Annotated in this window: 12 protein-coding genes; 5 read left to right on the top strand and 7 right to left on the bottom strand. The window is 61.2% G+C overall.

Features of this window, described 5'->3' with window-relative positions; translation table 11 throughout:
* Positions 1-193 precede the first annotated feature (193 nt).
* Entirely contained in the window at positions 194-484 is a 291-nt protein-coding gene (locus AAHA41_RS03930) for a hypothetical protein (RefSeq protein ID WP_071910965.1), read from the top strand.
* Between the two features lie 50 nt (positions 485-534).
* On the opposite strand, the gene AAHA41_RS03935 is transcribed toward AAHA41_RS03930, so the two are convergent.
* Together AAHA41_RS03935 and speA are read right to left on the bottom strand one after the other, a co-directional pair.
* Positions 535-723, bottom strand: coding sequence for a hypothetical protein (locus tag AAHA41_RS03935; protein ID WP_033115019.1), 189 nt, complete (start codon positions 721-723; stop codon positions 535-537).
* Positions 724-992: 269 nt separating this feature from the next.
* A complete protein-coding gene (gene speA / locus AAHA41_RS03940; RefSeq protein ID WP_041208699.1) occupies positions 993-2894 on the bottom strand; it encodes a biosynthetic arginine decarboxylase in 1902 nt (633 codons plus the stop codon).
* A gap of 966 nt (positions 2895-3860) precedes the next feature.
* Here speA and pepT point away from each other — a divergent pair.
* Complete coding sequence (pepT, locus tag AAHA41_RS03945) at positions 3861-5084, top strand: peptidase T (RefSeq protein WP_323069808.1); 1224 nt, start codon at positions 3861-3863, stop codon at positions 5082-5084.
* A gap of 143 nt (positions 5085-5227) precedes the next feature.
* The gene (locus tag AAHA41_RS03950; protein ID WP_323092135.1) at positions 5228-6940 is read left to right on the top strand and encodes a GNAT family N-acyltransferase; all 1713 of its coding nucleotides are present in this window, start codon (positions 5228-5230) and stop codon (positions 6938-6940) included.
* A gap of 77 nt (positions 6941-7017) precedes the next feature.
* On the opposite strand, the gene AAHA41_RS03955 is transcribed toward AAHA41_RS03950, so the two are convergent.
* From AAHA41_RS03955 to AAHA41_RS03970, 4 genes are all read right to left on the bottom strand, one after another.
* On the bottom strand, positions 7018-7329 hold the full coding sequence (locus AAHA41_RS03955; protein ID WP_323070590.1) for a SelT/SelW/SelH family protein: 312 nt from the start codon (positions 7327-7329) through the stop codon (positions 7018-7020).
* Between the two features lie 40 nt (positions 7330-7369).
* Positions 7370-8491 carry an adenosylhomocysteinase gene (locus AAHA41_RS03960; RefSeq protein WP_043851246.1) on the bottom strand — a complete coding sequence of 374 codons (1122 nt, stop codon included), beginning with the start codon at positions 8489-8491 and terminating at the stop codon, positions 7370-7372.
* A gap of 197 nt (positions 8492-8688) precedes the next feature.
* On the bottom strand, positions 8689-9426 hold the full coding sequence (locus tag AAHA41_RS03965; protein WP_323070589.1) for a hypothetical protein: 738 nt from the start codon (positions 9424-9426) through the stop codon (positions 8689-8691).
* Positions 9426-9986, bottom strand: a complete 561-nt coding sequence (locus AAHA41_RS03970; protein WP_041208710.1) for a YceI family protein — start codon at positions 9984-9986, stop codon at positions 9426-9428. The genes AAHA41_RS03965 and AAHA41_RS03970 overlap by 1 nt, the downstream gene beginning before the upstream one ends.
* A gap of 109 nt (positions 9987-10095) precedes the next feature.
* On the opposite strand from AAHA41_RS03970, the gene AAHA41_RS03975 reads away from it, so the two are divergent.
* Positions 10096-10992, top strand: a complete 897-nt coding sequence (locus AAHA41_RS03975) for a LysR family transcriptional regulator (RefSeq protein ID WP_323070588.1) — start codon at positions 10096-10098, stop codon at positions 10990-10992.
* On the opposite strand, the gene AAHA41_RS03980 is transcribed toward AAHA41_RS03975, so the two are convergent.
* Entirely contained in the window at positions 10989-11402 is a 414-nt protein-coding gene (locus tag AAHA41_RS03980) for a hypothetical protein (protein ID WP_323070587.1), read from the bottom strand. The genes AAHA41_RS03975 and AAHA41_RS03980 overlap by 4 nt on opposite strands.
* Positions 11403-11468: 66 nt before the next feature.
* Here AAHA41_RS03980 and AAHA41_RS03985 point away from each other — a divergent pair, with 66 nt between their 5' ends.
* Entirely contained in the window at positions 11469-13199 is a 1731-nt protein-coding gene (locus AAHA41_RS03985; RefSeq protein ID WP_323070586.1) for a formate--tetrahydrofolate ligase, read from the top strand.
* Positions 13200-13201: the final 2 nt, after the last annotated feature.

Here is a 13201-nt window from a genome sequence, read left to right on the forward strand (position 1 = left end):
TGCGGGGTGATGAAAAAAATCGCCATCTCTGTTGCGTGCAAGAGTGCCGCCAGAGTAAGCTCGGACGCAATAAAAAAGAGTCGAACGCTACCCATCCCCTGCACAAGTACAAGATACCGGCAAGAAAGTGGAAAAGCAGTTCAACCCGCGGAAGGTCACATCACGACAAACCCGTTCAGGCGAGGCATCGCAGATGGCGAAGTACCAGTTTTTCACCATGCCGGACTCCAACCGGCAGCACTACACCTTTATCGACATGGCCTCCCCCACCTTTCTGCCCGAAAAAGAGGCGCTACTGGCGCAGGGATTTGAAGTCGAGGAGGATTTTATCGATGCCCGGAGTCCGCAAGAGGCGGTGGAGAAGTACCGATCCAACTTTCTCTACGTGGCCGATGAAATAGGCAAATCAGACAGCAGCTACGCCTTTGCCGTCGCACTGATGGAGATGGGCAAGAGAGTATTTGGCCGCAACTCGGGCCATTAATCGTTAAAGAAGGATTGGCCATCGCGGCAACAGGCGCGATGGCCACTGGTTTAACAGCAGGCCAGCTGGCGGAGCATCTCGATCAGCTCCTCTTCGCTGCTCGGCTCATAAGCAAGCTGCAGACAGGGAGCCGCGCCCCCCATCAACATGTAGACATTGGTGCTGCAGTGGTCGTAGTGATACCACTTACCATTGATGCAGACGTCGGTATAGCATCTCGGATCCCTTTCCAGTTCCATATTCACATCCTTTTGTTACATCTCCACAACATCACTTCTGACCGTAAAGTAACCGCCGCGGATCACACTTGATGCAGATCAAGAGAAGCGGCTGACAACCGCAGATATCTGCCGGATCTGTGGCCTGCACGGCCCGGAGTGGCCCATTGCTATCCGAATGAAGATGGGGAAAGCCCCGCGACAGCACTGCAGGCGTTCCACAACAAAAACGGCGCCCGCAGGCGCCGTTTTTTCATCTCCCCGCCAAAGCGAGGGGCAAGCCAAAAGGCTTATTCATCTTCCAGATAGGCGTAGCCTTGCAGACCCAGCTCCAGCTCGTCGAGCAGGGCTTTGCGGGTTGCGTCGTCCAGCGCCGGGTGGGAGGCGATCCGCTGGTAGTTCTCACGGATAACGGACGGGTCGATGTTGACGTAACGCAGCAGCTGGTCGACGGTATCGCCGCGCACCACGTTGCGAATGTCCATCTTGCCCTCTTCGTCCAGCCACACTTCCGCACAGTGGGTATCACCGAACAGGTTGTGCAGGTCGCCCAGGATCTCCTGATAGGCACCGACCAGGAAGAAGCCGACGTGGCACTCTTCGTTCTCGCCGTAAACCGGCATCGGCAGGGTGCTCTCGACCCCCAGACCGTCGACGTAGTGCTCGACCTGGCCATCGGAGTCACAGGTGATATCCATCAGGATGCCGCGACGGCTGAGCGGACGCTCGAGACCGGCCAGCGGCATCACCGGGAATACCTGACCGATACCCCAGGCATCCGGCAGGGACTGGAACAGGGAGAAGTTGGCAAAGCACTTGTCAGCCAGCTTTTCACTCAGTTCGTCAGCCAGCGCACGGTGGTTGCGGTTGACCGGATTGAGCAGCTCTTTGAGCGCCAGACAGGTGTTCTGGTGCAGCATCTCGGCCCAGGCACGCTGTTCGAGGTTGAGCAGACCCATGGTGTACTGGGTGTTGACGTCAGCCAGATCGGCTACCGAGTCGTGGAAGATCTCCAGCAGGGAGGGATCTTCACCGCTCAGATCCTGCCACCCTTTCCACATGTTCTGCAGAATGGTCGGCGCATCTTCGCCCGGCGCGCTGATGTCGTTCATCTCCACCCCTTCGGCACCAATGATGTTGGTGACCAGTACGGCGTGGTGAGCGGTCAGGGCTCGGCCGGACTCGCTGATGATGGTCGGGTGCGGCAGGTCGAACTCGCGGCAGACATCGCCGATGCCCCATACCACGTTGTTGGCGTACTCGGAGAGGCTGTAGTTGGCGGAGCAGTGGCTCTGGGAACGGGTTCCCTCGTAGTCCACCCCCAGGCCGCCACCGACGTCAACGACTTCGATGTTGGCACCGAGGCGACGCAGTTCGGCGTAGAAACGGCCGCACTCGCGGATACCGCCCTGAATGTCGCGGATGTTGGCGATCTGGGAGCCCAGATGGAAGTGCAGCAGTTGCAGACAATCCAGCTTGCCGACACTGCGCAGACGCTCGATCAGCGCCAGGATCTGGGAGGCTGACAGACCGAATTTGGACATGGAGCCGCCGCTCGATTCCCACATGCCGGAGCCGGTGGACGCGAGCTTGGCGCGCACGCCGATATTGGGCTTGATGTTGAGACGAGCTGACTCGTCCAGCACCATCTCCAGCTCGGAGGGCTTCTCTACCACGATGTAGACCTTGTGGCCCATCAGGTTGCCGAGCAGAGCGTGGCGGATATATTCGCGGTCTTTGTAACCGTTGCAGACGATCACCGAGCCTTGCTCATGGTGATGGGAAAGCACGGCCAGCAGTTCCGGTTTGGAACCAGCTTCCAGGCCAAGCCGGGGCTTGTCGCTGTAGGACTGGCTGATGGTCTCGATGACACGACGCTGCTGGTTTACCTTGATCGGGTAAACGCAGAGGTAGTCCCCTTCATAGCCTGACTTTTCGATGGCCTGACCGAAGGCATTGAACAGCGCATCGACCCGGCTCTTGAGAATGTCGGGGAAGCGCAGCAGCACGGGGGTGGTCAGCCCGGACTGACGCAACTGTTCGATGGCGTCAGAAAGCACGATCTGTGCGTCAGGGCGTGACTTGTCGGGAGCAACGGTCACATGACCGGCGTCATTGATATTGAAAAAACCCGCACCCCAGTAGGGAACGTTGTAGACCTTCAAGGAGTCCTTGCTGGACCAGTTAGTCATGGGCTATGCCTCGCAAATGAGCGACGGGAAGTCGCCTTCGTTACCCTCAATCACATCCAGACCATCTTGTGCAAAGCAGTGTTGCGCTTTGCACATCGCGGCAAGCCAGAGGCTGCCTGGTGGATCTTGGGAAGTAACGAGTCTTGATGTGGGGCTGGTGGCTTTACATCAAGCTCAACGGTATGCGGTGCTACTTTACGTTGCACCGCGGTACTTTGATGACAAACGACATCAGCCACGTCGTCCGTTCATCATTCGGCAGCCATCACGACAGCAGGAGAGGGTTCCAAGGAAGAGAAGCGAAGGCGCCAGCACGCATGCGTGTTGATAGACGACAACAACCACAGCCCAGCTCATATCCAGTGACCGCCCATGACAAGGGAAGATGATGAGCCGTTGGCCCACTCGGTCAAAAGAAAGATGAGTGTCTGTTGTTCTCCCTGATACCGGAGCCTAACCGGTATTAAAGAAACCATTCCCCAGCAGTGTCTGTCGTTTCTGCGTGCCTCGCCCTATAGGCGTATGATCCTTCCGGTTTCTGGCGGCTCTGCCTGCTTCAGGGTTACCTTCGGATCGGCGCGGAGTGTACACACTTACCGCGGGCGGTGACAATAAAAAATAGTGCTCAAAATCCGCTTTTAATAAGCCACTCAAATCTTGCTGGCGGGCAGGCGGGGGCTGGGATAGCGCATGATCGCCCCACCCTGTTATGCGCGCTGAAAAGAGTCGCGTTTCCCCCTCCAAAGAGGCAGCCCTTGTGATGCGGGACTTGCAGGCCAAACACCCCGCTGCCGACCATGATTAAAAATCCCCGAAGTGGCGACTTTTATGCGCAATAAACCGGCAGCAGCTGTGCTTGTGCCCGCTGGTAGGACCAAGGCAAAAAATGGAAAAAACCTGCGCTGACGCAATGAGTGGTGAGGCTGGATTGGCGCAAAATGAGCGTTCACAACCGGAGGCTGATTAATGGATACCCTGCTTGAGCGTTTTTTGCGTTACGTGACTTTTCATACCCGCTCTGACGAGACCAATCCCGCCTGCCCGAGCAGCGAGGGACAACTGATCTTCGCCCGCGCCCTGCAAGAAGAGATGGAAGCGCTGGGGCTGACCCAGGTTACTCTGGATGAGCACGGCTACCTCACCGGCTGCCTGCCGGGCAACCAGCCGGATGCTCCCGCCATCGGCCTGATTGCCCACATGGACACCGCCGACTACGAGGCGGAGCACGTGGTGCCGCAGATCATCGAGAACTATCAGGGCGGCGATATCTGTCTTGGCAAGGGTGACGAGGTGCTCGCCATCCGTGACTACCGCTTCCTGAAAAACTATCTGGGGCAGGACCTCATCACCACCGACGGCACCACCCTGCTGGGAGCCGACGACAAGGCGGGTATCGCCGAAATCCTCAGCGCCATCGACCATCTGCAGGCGCACCCCGAGATCCCGCGCGGTGATGTCTGGGTCGGCTTTACCCCGGACGAAGAGATTGGCCGTGGCGCCAACCTCTTCCCGCTCGACCGATTCCCGGCCAAGTGGGCCTACACCGTCGATGGTGGTGAGCTGGGCGAGCTGGAGTTCGAGAACTTCAACGCCGCCAGCGCCAACATCCGCTTCGTCGGCAACAACGTCCACCCCGGCACCGCCAAGGGGAGCATGATCAATAGCCAGACCCTGGCCGCCCGCTTCCACGCCGCCATGCCGGCCGACGAGACCCCGGAGTGCACCGAGGGATATGAGGGCTTCTTCCATCTGGCCCAGATGAGCGGCACCGTGGAGGAGAGCACTCTGCACTACATCATCCGCGACTTTGACGACCAGCGTTTCGCCGAGCGCAAAGCCTTGATGGAGAGCCGGGTAGCCACCATGCAGGCCGAGCATCCCAAGGCGCGCATCGAGCTGACCCTGACCGACAGCTATCGCAATATGCGCAGCCAGATTGAGCCGCACATGCATATCGTCGAGCTGGCCCGCGCCGCCATGGAGGCAGCCGACGTGGTGCCCAAGATCAAACCCATTCGCGGTGGTACCGATGGCGCCCGCCTCTCCTTTATGGGTCTGCCCTGTCCCAACATCTTTACCGGTGGTCACAACTTCCACGGCAAGCACGAGTTCATCCCGTTGCAATCCATGGAAAAAGCGGTCGCCACCCTGGTCGAGCTGGTTCGCCTCACCTCGGCCTGGCGCGGCTAAACCGGCCATCGTCACCACAGTGACAACCAAGAGGGGAGCCGCTTAACCGGCTCCCCTCTTTGCCATCAAACTGTCATCCCATCGACATCTGCCGGGAACAGTCACCCGCCATGCTGGGGGCAAAGGATCGCCGGAGCCCCCAGATGTTCACTATCGATACCCTGCTTGCCCAGCACTTCCCGCGCCTCAATGGCCATCCCCGGCTTGCCAGCCTCGGCAAACGAGCCCTTGGCTGGCTGCTCAACGAACCCGCCTTTAACGACTTTGCCCTGCGCCATCCTCACCTGCGCGGCCTCGACTTTGTCGAGCAGGTGCTGGCGGAGCTGGCGGTAGATTGCCGGGTGAACGAGGCGCAGCTTGAGCATATCCCCGCCAGTGGCCGGGTCATTATCGTTGCCAATCACCCCATCGGCTCCCTCGACGGGCTGGCATTGCTGCGCCTGCTCGGTCGCATCCGCCCCGATGTGAAAATCGTTGCCAACCGCTTGCTGGCCCAACTCGCGCCGCTACGTCCCCTGCTGCTGCCGGTGGACAACATGGAGGGCAAGACCGACCGGCAGGCCATTCTGGCCATGGGGGAGCATCTTGCCAGAGAGGGGGCGCTGGTGATCTTCCCCGCCGGCGAAGTATCGCGCCTCGGCCCCGGCGGAATCAAGGATGGCCCCTGGCAGGGCGGTTTTATCAAGCTGGCCAAACGCACCGCCACCCCGTTGGTACCCATCCACGTGGGAGGGCGCAACAGCGTCGCCTTCTATCTCGCCTCCTGGCTCAACAAACCCGCTTCAGCCCTGCTGCTGGTGCGCCAGCTGTTTCGCCAGCAGGGGCAGACCCTGCCGCTCACTATAGGTGCGCGCATCCCGGTCACCGGCTTTCAGGCGCTGCCGGCCAAGAGCGCGGCAAAACTGATGCGCAGCCACCTCTACCGGATTGGCCGCGGCAAGCCGGGACGGCTGCAGACCGAAGCCCCCATCGCCCTGCCGGAGGATCGTCGCCAGCTCAAACAGGCCATCGAAAGCTGCGAGCAGCTCGGCACCACCCCGGATGGTCAGGGGATCTACCTCTACCGCCGCCACGAGGCGAGCCACTCGGTGATCCTGCGCGAACTGGGTCGGCTGCGGGAGATCGCCTTTCGCGCGGTCGGGGAAGGTTCGGGCAAAAGACGGGATCTCGACCCCTTCGATGATGACTACCACCACCTTATCCTCTGGGATCCTGCCCGGCTCGACATCATCGGCGCCTACCGCTTCGCGCCGGTGGCCGAGCTGCTGGCCAGCAAGGGGCTGGGTGGTCTCTACAGCCACACCCTGTTCGGCTTTGAAGAGAAGCTGCTGCCGCGGCTGGAGCTTGCCATCGAGCTTGGCCGCAGCTTTATCCAGCCCGCCTACTGGGGCAAACGGGGGCTCGATTATCTCTGGTTCGGTATAGGCGCCTATCTGGCCCGCTATCCTCGCTACCGCTACCTGTTTGGCCCGGTGTCGCTCTCCGGCAGCCTGCCACCGCAGGCCAAGGATCTGCTGGTGAGCTTCTACCGCCAGCACTTTGCCCCCGAGCTGGCGCTCGCCCCCTCCCGCCGCCCCTATCCCGCCACGCCAGCGCTGTTTACCGGTCTCGACTACGGCGCCGACCTCAAGGAACTCAAGGAGCGTCTCGGCAATCTGGGTTGCGCCATTCCCACCCTCTACAAGCAGTACTCTGAGCTGTGCGAACCGGGCGGAGTCCAGTTCATGGACTTTGGCATCGACCCCGACTTCAACCACTGCATTGATGGCCTGGTGTGGGTCGATGTGAGCCGCATCAAGCCCCACAAACAGGCACGCTATATCGGCCCCCTCGCCAGCACGATAACCGACGAATAGCCGGAGCTGACGGGCCGCAAAGGAAAAAGAGAGGGAGGCCAGCACCTCCCTCTCTCATCTTATCCGACAAGCCGCTTTTACTCGGCAGCAGGTTTGCGATCCGAGTGACCCAGATCCCGCTCGGGTGCGATGACATCCCGCACCCGCTGCTTGATCTCCTTGGCCTCGGGGAAGCCCTCGTCGGCGACCCGATCCCACACCAGCACACCGTCCACCAGAATTCGGAACTCCCCTTTGCTGGCGGGCACCAGCGCTACCTCGCCCAGCTCGCTGTCGAAGATGGAGAGCAGCTCCTGCGCCAGCCATGCAGCCCGCAGCATCCAGCGGCAGAGGGTGCAGTAGCGGATCTCGATCCGCGGTTTAACTGGGGAAAGGGTCATGTCGCTCATGCGGTTCTCCATCAAGGGTATCGAAAGGGAGCAGGGTAGCTCACTGCTCGACCCCGTGGAAGTCGGCCAGCCAGTAACGGGCGATGGTGCGCATGGTGGACTCCGGCAGCTCGAACAGGCCGGGCGCCAGCGGGCCGGCGGCCAGCATGCGGATCCCCTCCATGATCTCAGCCAGCACCAGGTAGACATACTCGCCGATGACGGCGCCGTGGACGAAATTGACCGCCTCGCCCCGGTTGAGCAGATAGATCTGGGTGCCATCGGGCCGGTTGAGGGCCAGCACATGGGGGCACACCTCCTCCGTCGGCCAGGGGAGCTGGGCTAGCGAGAAGGCAAACTCGTCATCGGCGGAGGTGACCGAGGCGACCATGGTGCCGGGGCGCAGCAGTTGCAGATCCGCCAGATCGAGCGAACCGTTGCCGGTGGAGCAGATCACCAGCTCGGCGCGGCTCAGGGCCTCCGCCTTGCTGATGAGACGAAAACCGTGGGAGAGCGCCTCCACCTGACGCAATACGTCGGTCTCTACCAGCCCGAGGTGAAGGTTGCGACAGCGCAGGTCGCGCGCGATGCTGCGCCCCACCTTGCCATAGCCAAACAGCGCCGCCTCGCAGACGTTGAAGGTTCGGTTGAGATTGCGGGCCAGCGACTCGGCGGAGTAGACCACGCTCAGACCTATCTGGATATCTTCCGCCTGTTTCAGGGGGCTGCGCGCCACCGAGACCACCGGGGTCGCCAGCACCTCCTGCTCGTAGCGCTGATGGCCATTTTCGGTCATCTCCACCACCCCAAGCAGACGGGGGCCAAAATATTCGCTGAGGGTCACCTGTGTCGTGGCAAAGTAGCCACCGATATCGAGGATCAACAGCCTCTCGTGGGGTGCCACCAGCGGCGCGATCTGCTCGATGACCCCCTGCGGACAGTTGGTCCACTGGCGATTGAGTGGTACGACCGGATAGTGGCGGGAGACCCACTCCAGGGTCGGGCCGTGTACCGATTTGGGTTTGGGCAGGATAGCGCCGATACGGCCAATCTGGCTGAGAGCCTCGATGAAACGGGGACGATCAGGAAGCAGGTGGGTAACCAGCAGAATGCAGAGACCTTCGATACGGCCCTGCCCGGTGAAATGGCGAAAAAACAGATGCTCAGATCCTTGACTGCGCAACTGTGGCCTCCTTAATTTGCCCCAAAATGTGTGCTGCAAAGCAAGCAAACAGAACCCGGCGCAGCCGGGTTCTGTGTGTGTCCAGATAAGTGAAAATCCTTTTTATCTTAAACACATAGGAGGGCTCAATCTTTATATCTCAAGAGTATGAGCAGGTATGCAAAAATGACTGTAATTGGCTGTTTTTCATGCAAAAATCAGTACAAAGAAGCGGCAGGCCAGACATGCCACAGACTGAGTCCGCTACCCGCCCCGGCCAGCAGGATCAGAACCCCCCAGCGCAGTGGCGCTCCCTTGCCACGCAATAGCCACTCCAGCAACGGCAGCAACCAGACCGGCAGCAGAACCACCAGCGGCACCTCCACATATTGCCAGGCGAGCATCTGGACGAAGGCGAGCGCCAGCGCCAGACCGGCAGGCGCCACATTGACCCCGGCAAACGTGGCAAGCAGTGCCCGAAAACCGGCGAAGGCGGCCAAGGCACCGGCCAGCTGGGCAATCAACAGGCTGCCATCGATACCGATCACCAGCGCCAGCCAGATGAAACCAAGGGCAAAACCAAGCCCCTCGCGGCTGTCACCACGCAGGCCCACCCAGCCAAACCAGAGGATGGCGGGCAACAGCGCCAGCCAGATCATCGGCTCGCTTGTCAGCACCGAGGCCAGCCCCTGCCACCAGATCAGGGCGCCGACCACGGCAAAGAGCAGCAGCGAACCACGCAGATCGCTCACCTGCACCGCGATGGCCGGCACCAGCAGCGCGAGCGGCAGCCACTGCCACGCCTTGACCGGCAGACCATAGGCTCCGCCCAGCAAGGATCCCACCAGCCAGACCGCCAGTGCACCCCAGAGATAGCCCAGCCGTGGCCAGCGCCACGACAGCAAAGCGGCTCCCAGAGGAGCCGCCAGGGTTTGCAGCAGAAGTGAAGCGCCCATTACTTGCGCACGCCTTCAACAAACAGATTGATACTCATCTCGTCCGGGATGTTCGGCACCATGTAGTTCACGCCAAAGTCGCTGCGCTTGATGGTGGTGGTGGCGTTGAAGCCGCTACGGTAGCCACCCCAAGGATCCTTGCCTTCGCCAACCTTCACCAGATTGAAGGCCACCTCTTTGGAGACGCCGTGCAGGGTCAGGGTGCCTTTCAGTACGCCTTTATCCTTGGTTCCCTCATAAGCAGAGCTGACGAAGGTCATCTTCGGATACTGCTTCACGTCGAGAAAATCGGGGCTGCGCAAGTGCTTGTCACGGGGTTCATGGTTGGAGTCCACGCTGGCAGCATCCACCTCGAAGCTCGCCTTGGCGGCAGCCGGATTGGCATCATCCATGCTGAAAGTGCCGCTGAAAGTGTTGAAACGCCCCACCAGCTCGGAGAAGCCAAGGTGGCCCACCTTGAACTGCACTGTGGTGTGCGCCGGGTCGACATCGTACTCCGCCGCCATCAGGGGGGCAGCCATAAAGAGGCAGGAGGCCAGCAGGGCTTTGCTCATTTTCATCCGTTCGTTCCTTCATCTTGGGGTTCACATCGTTGGCTGACATGCTAACCTCGTCGTCAGAATGAATAATCAGTGATTCATTAAATTCATTATTTACTGAGGATGGAAAATGGATCAGATCGCCGCCATGCGCACCTTCATCAAGGTGGTGGAGTGCCAGAGCTTTACCAAGGCCGCCAACCAGCTTGGCATCTCGGTGGCCATGGCCTCCAAACTGATGCAGCAGCTGGAGGAGTCGCTCGCCACCCGGCTGCTGTCGCGCACCACCCGTCAGGTCAACCCCACCGAAGCGGGCCAGTTTTACTACCAGCGCTCCCTCGCCCTGCTGGCGGAACTGGAAGAGACCCACAGCCAGCTGACCCACCACAACCAGCAGCCCAACGGCACCCTCAAACTCTCGGTGCCGATGGACTTTGGCTACCTCCACCTCTCCCCCGCCCTGCCTCTGTTTCGCGAGCGCTTCCCCGATCTCAAGCTCGATATCGAGTACAGCGACCGGCGGGTCGCGCTGGTGGAAGAGGGATTCGATCTGGCGCTGCGCATCGGCCACCTCAGCGACTCCTCGCTGGTGGCGCGCCAGCTTGCCACCATCCGGGTCGAGCTTTGCGCCAGCCCAGGCTATCTGGCACGCAAGGGGTGGCCGGAGAAGCCCGAAGATCTCAAGCTACACGACTGTCTGGTCTACACCCTGACCCAGCCGGAGTGGCACTTCAAACGGGAAAGCGAGCAACAGAGCATCCGGCCACAGGGACCGCTGCGCGCCAACAACGGGGTGGCGCTGACCCGTGCCGCTTGTGATGATCAGGGCATCATATTGCAGCCCACCTTCATCGTGGGGGAAGCCTTGCAGGATGGCAGGCTGGTCAGCCTGCTGCCAGAGTGGGAGAAGGGCGAGGTGGGGCTCTATGCGGTCTATCCGCACCGCCGCTTCGTCTCGGCCAAGGTGCGCTGCTTTATCGAATTCGTGCAGGAGCGCTATCTCGCCCCGCAGCAGTGGGAAGCTTAAGCCTTGGCGGGCGTTGCCGGGGACAGGAGTGCCCGCAGTTGCAGCTCATCCTGGATCAGCTGCCAGCGCGGCAGCCGAGTGCGGATGGTGGCAAGCTGTTGTTCGCTCAGCGCATAGGGAAGGGCTACCGTCACCTCGGGGCAATCGAACATGGCGGCCAGCTGCAGGATCAGGATGAGGTTGGCCTCATCACTGCGGCGATTGTTGACCCGCTTGGCAATTTCCTGGCGCAGCTGGGTTTGCGGATCCTCGGTCATCGCCTGCCAGCCAAAACCAAACAGGGGCACCAGCGCACTGACAATGCCAAGGGCGGTCAGCGGCCGTTTGGGTGGATGATAGAGCGAGTTGAGATCCAGTAGAAGAGGCTCCTGCATCTGCTCACCGCCACCAAATAAAATCGTTTTTGTCATTGGATTACCCATTATATTCCACTAGACTGCGCCGCATATTAAGCCCGCCATGCCAACGAGGTGCTGATGCTAAGCGATATCGAGATCTCCCGCCACTCCCCCCGCCTCCCCATTCATGAACTGGCCAAGCGCCTCACCATCCCGACCAACCTGCTCAGCCCCCATGGCCACTACAAAGGCAAACTCAGCCTCGACCTGCTCAAGTCGCAGCCAGAACAGAGCGGCAAGCTGGTTCTGGTGAGTGCCATCACCCCCACCCCGCTCGGCGAGGGCAAGACGGTGACCACGCTGGGCCTCTCCATGGGGCTCAATCATATCGGTCAACCTAGCATCGCCACCATCCGCCAGCCGAGCCTCGGCCCGGTGTTCGGGGTCAAGGGGGGCGCTGCCGGTGGCGGTCATGCCCAGGTGGTGCCGATGGAGGAGATGAACCTCCACCTCACCGGCGATTTTCACGCCCTGACGGCGGCCCATAATCTGGCGGCAGCCGCCCTCGATGCCCGCCTGTTCCATGAGCGCAAACTCGGCGACCAGTTCAGCGCCAAAACCGGCCTGCCGCAGCTCGATATCGATGCAGACAACATTCTCTGGCCACGCACCCTCGACATGAACGATCGCGCCCTGCGCCACCTCACCATCGGTCAGGGTGGCGCCGCCGACGGGGTGGAACGGCTGGATCGCTTCGTCATCACCGCCGCCTCCGAGCTGATGGCCATTCTGGCGCTGGCAAGCGATCTGAAAGACCTGCGCCAGCGCATCGGCCGCATCCAGCTGGCCCGCGACCTGCACGGCAAGCCCATCACAGCCGAGCAACTGGAAGTGGCGGGCGCCATGACGGTGCTGCTGAAAGACGCGCTGCAGCCGACCCTGATGCAGACCACAGAGCAGACCCCGGTACTGGTACACGCCGGCCCCTTTGCCAATATCGCCCACGGCAACTCCTCGGTGATCGCCGATCGCATGGCCCTTGGTCTCACCGATTACGTGGTGACCGAAGCAGGTTTTGGCTCCGACATGGGGCTGGAGAAGTTCTTCAACATCAAGAGCCGCCAATCCGGCCTGACCCCCGCCTGCGTGGTACTGGTGGCCACAGTGCGCGGCCTCAAGGCCAACAGCGGCCTGCTTGACATTCGCCCGGGCCAGCCGCTGCCGGAAAGCCTGCTGCGTGAGGATCTGCCGACCCTCCAGCAGGGCTGCGCCAACCTCGCCTGGCATATCGCCAATGCCCGTCGTTACGGCGTTCCCGTGGTGGTCGCCATCAACCGCTTCCCAACCGACAGCGAGGCCGAACTGGCGCTGCTGGCCCATGAAGCGCAGCAAGCCGGTGCCTGTGGCGCGGCCATCTCCAATGCCTTCACCCAGGGTGGTGCCGGTGCCAACGAGCTGGCCCGGGCAGTGGTCGCTGCCTGTGAACAGCCGGGCAAAGTCAAATTGCTCTACCCCGACGAAGCGAGTCTCGACGCCAAGCTGGCTACTCTGGTGGAGTGTGGCTACGGTGGCTGCGGGGTGCAGCTGTCGGACAAAGCTCGCCAGCAGCTGGCACAACTCTCTGCCGAGGGGTGGGATCACTTGCCGGTCTGCGTGGCCAAGACGCCGCTCTCCATCAGCCATGACCCGTCCCTCAAGGGGGTACCGACCGACTTCGAAGTGCCCATCGACGAGGTGAAGCTCTGCGCCGGTGCCGGTTTCGTCTATGCACTGGCGGGCCCCATCATGACCATGCCGGGCCTTGGCAGCCTGCCGGCCTATCGTCACATCGACATCGATGATAACGGCGACATCGTCGGCCTGAGCTGAAT

It is taken from the genome of Aeromonas sp. SER (assembly GCF_038739615.1).
Taxonomy (GTDB): Bacteria; Pseudomonadota; Gammaproteobacteria; order Enterobacterales; family Aeromonadaceae; genus Aeromonas; species Aeromonas jandaei.

Excerpts from the sequence above, each read along its gene's own strand:
- AAHA41_RS03930 (WP_071910965.1), top strand. The coding sequence starts at position 194 with ATGGCGAAGTACCAGTTTTTCACCATGCCGGACTCCAACCGGCAGCAC.
- AAHA41_RS03965 (WP_323070589.1), bottom strand. The coding sequence starts at position 9,426 with ATGGGCGCTTCACTTCTGCTGCAAACCCTGGCGGCTCCTCTGGGAGCC.
- speA (WP_041208699.1), bottom strand. The coding sequence starts at position 2,894 with ATGACTAACTGGTCCAGCAAGGACTCCTTGAAGGTCTACAACGTTCCC.
- AAHA41_RS03950 (WP_323092135.1), top strand. The coding sequence starts at position 5,228 with ATGTTCACTATCGATACCCTGCTTGCCCAGCACTTCCCGCGCCTCAAT.
- AAHA41_RS03955 (WP_323070590.1), bottom strand. The coding sequence starts at position 7,329 with ATGAGCGACATGACCCTTTCCCCAGTTAAACCGCGGATCGAGATCCGC.
- AAHA41_RS03985 (WP_323070586.1), top strand. The coding sequence starts at position 11,469 with ATGCTAAGCGATATCGAGATCTCCCGCCACTCCCCCCGCCTCCCCATT.
- AAHA41_RS03970 (WP_041208710.1), bottom strand. The coding sequence starts at position 9,986 with ATGAAAATGAGCAAAGCCCTGCTGGCCTCCTGCCTCTTTATGGCTGCC.
- AAHA41_RS03980 (WP_323070587.1), bottom strand. The coding sequence starts at position 11,402 with ATGACAAAAACGATTTTATTTGGTGGCGGTGAGCAGATGCAGGAGCCT.
- AAHA41_RS03975 (WP_323070588.1), top strand. The coding sequence starts at position 10,096 with ATGGATCAGATCGCCGCCATGCGCACCTTCATCAAGGTGGTGGAGTGC.
- pepT (WP_323069808.1), top strand. The coding sequence starts at position 3,861 with ATGGATACCCTGCTTGAGCGTTTTTTGCGTTACGTGACTTTTCATACC.
- AAHA41_RS03935 (WP_033115019.1), bottom strand. The coding sequence starts at position 723 with ATGGAACTGGAAAGGGATCCGAGATGCTATACCGACGTCTGCATCAAT.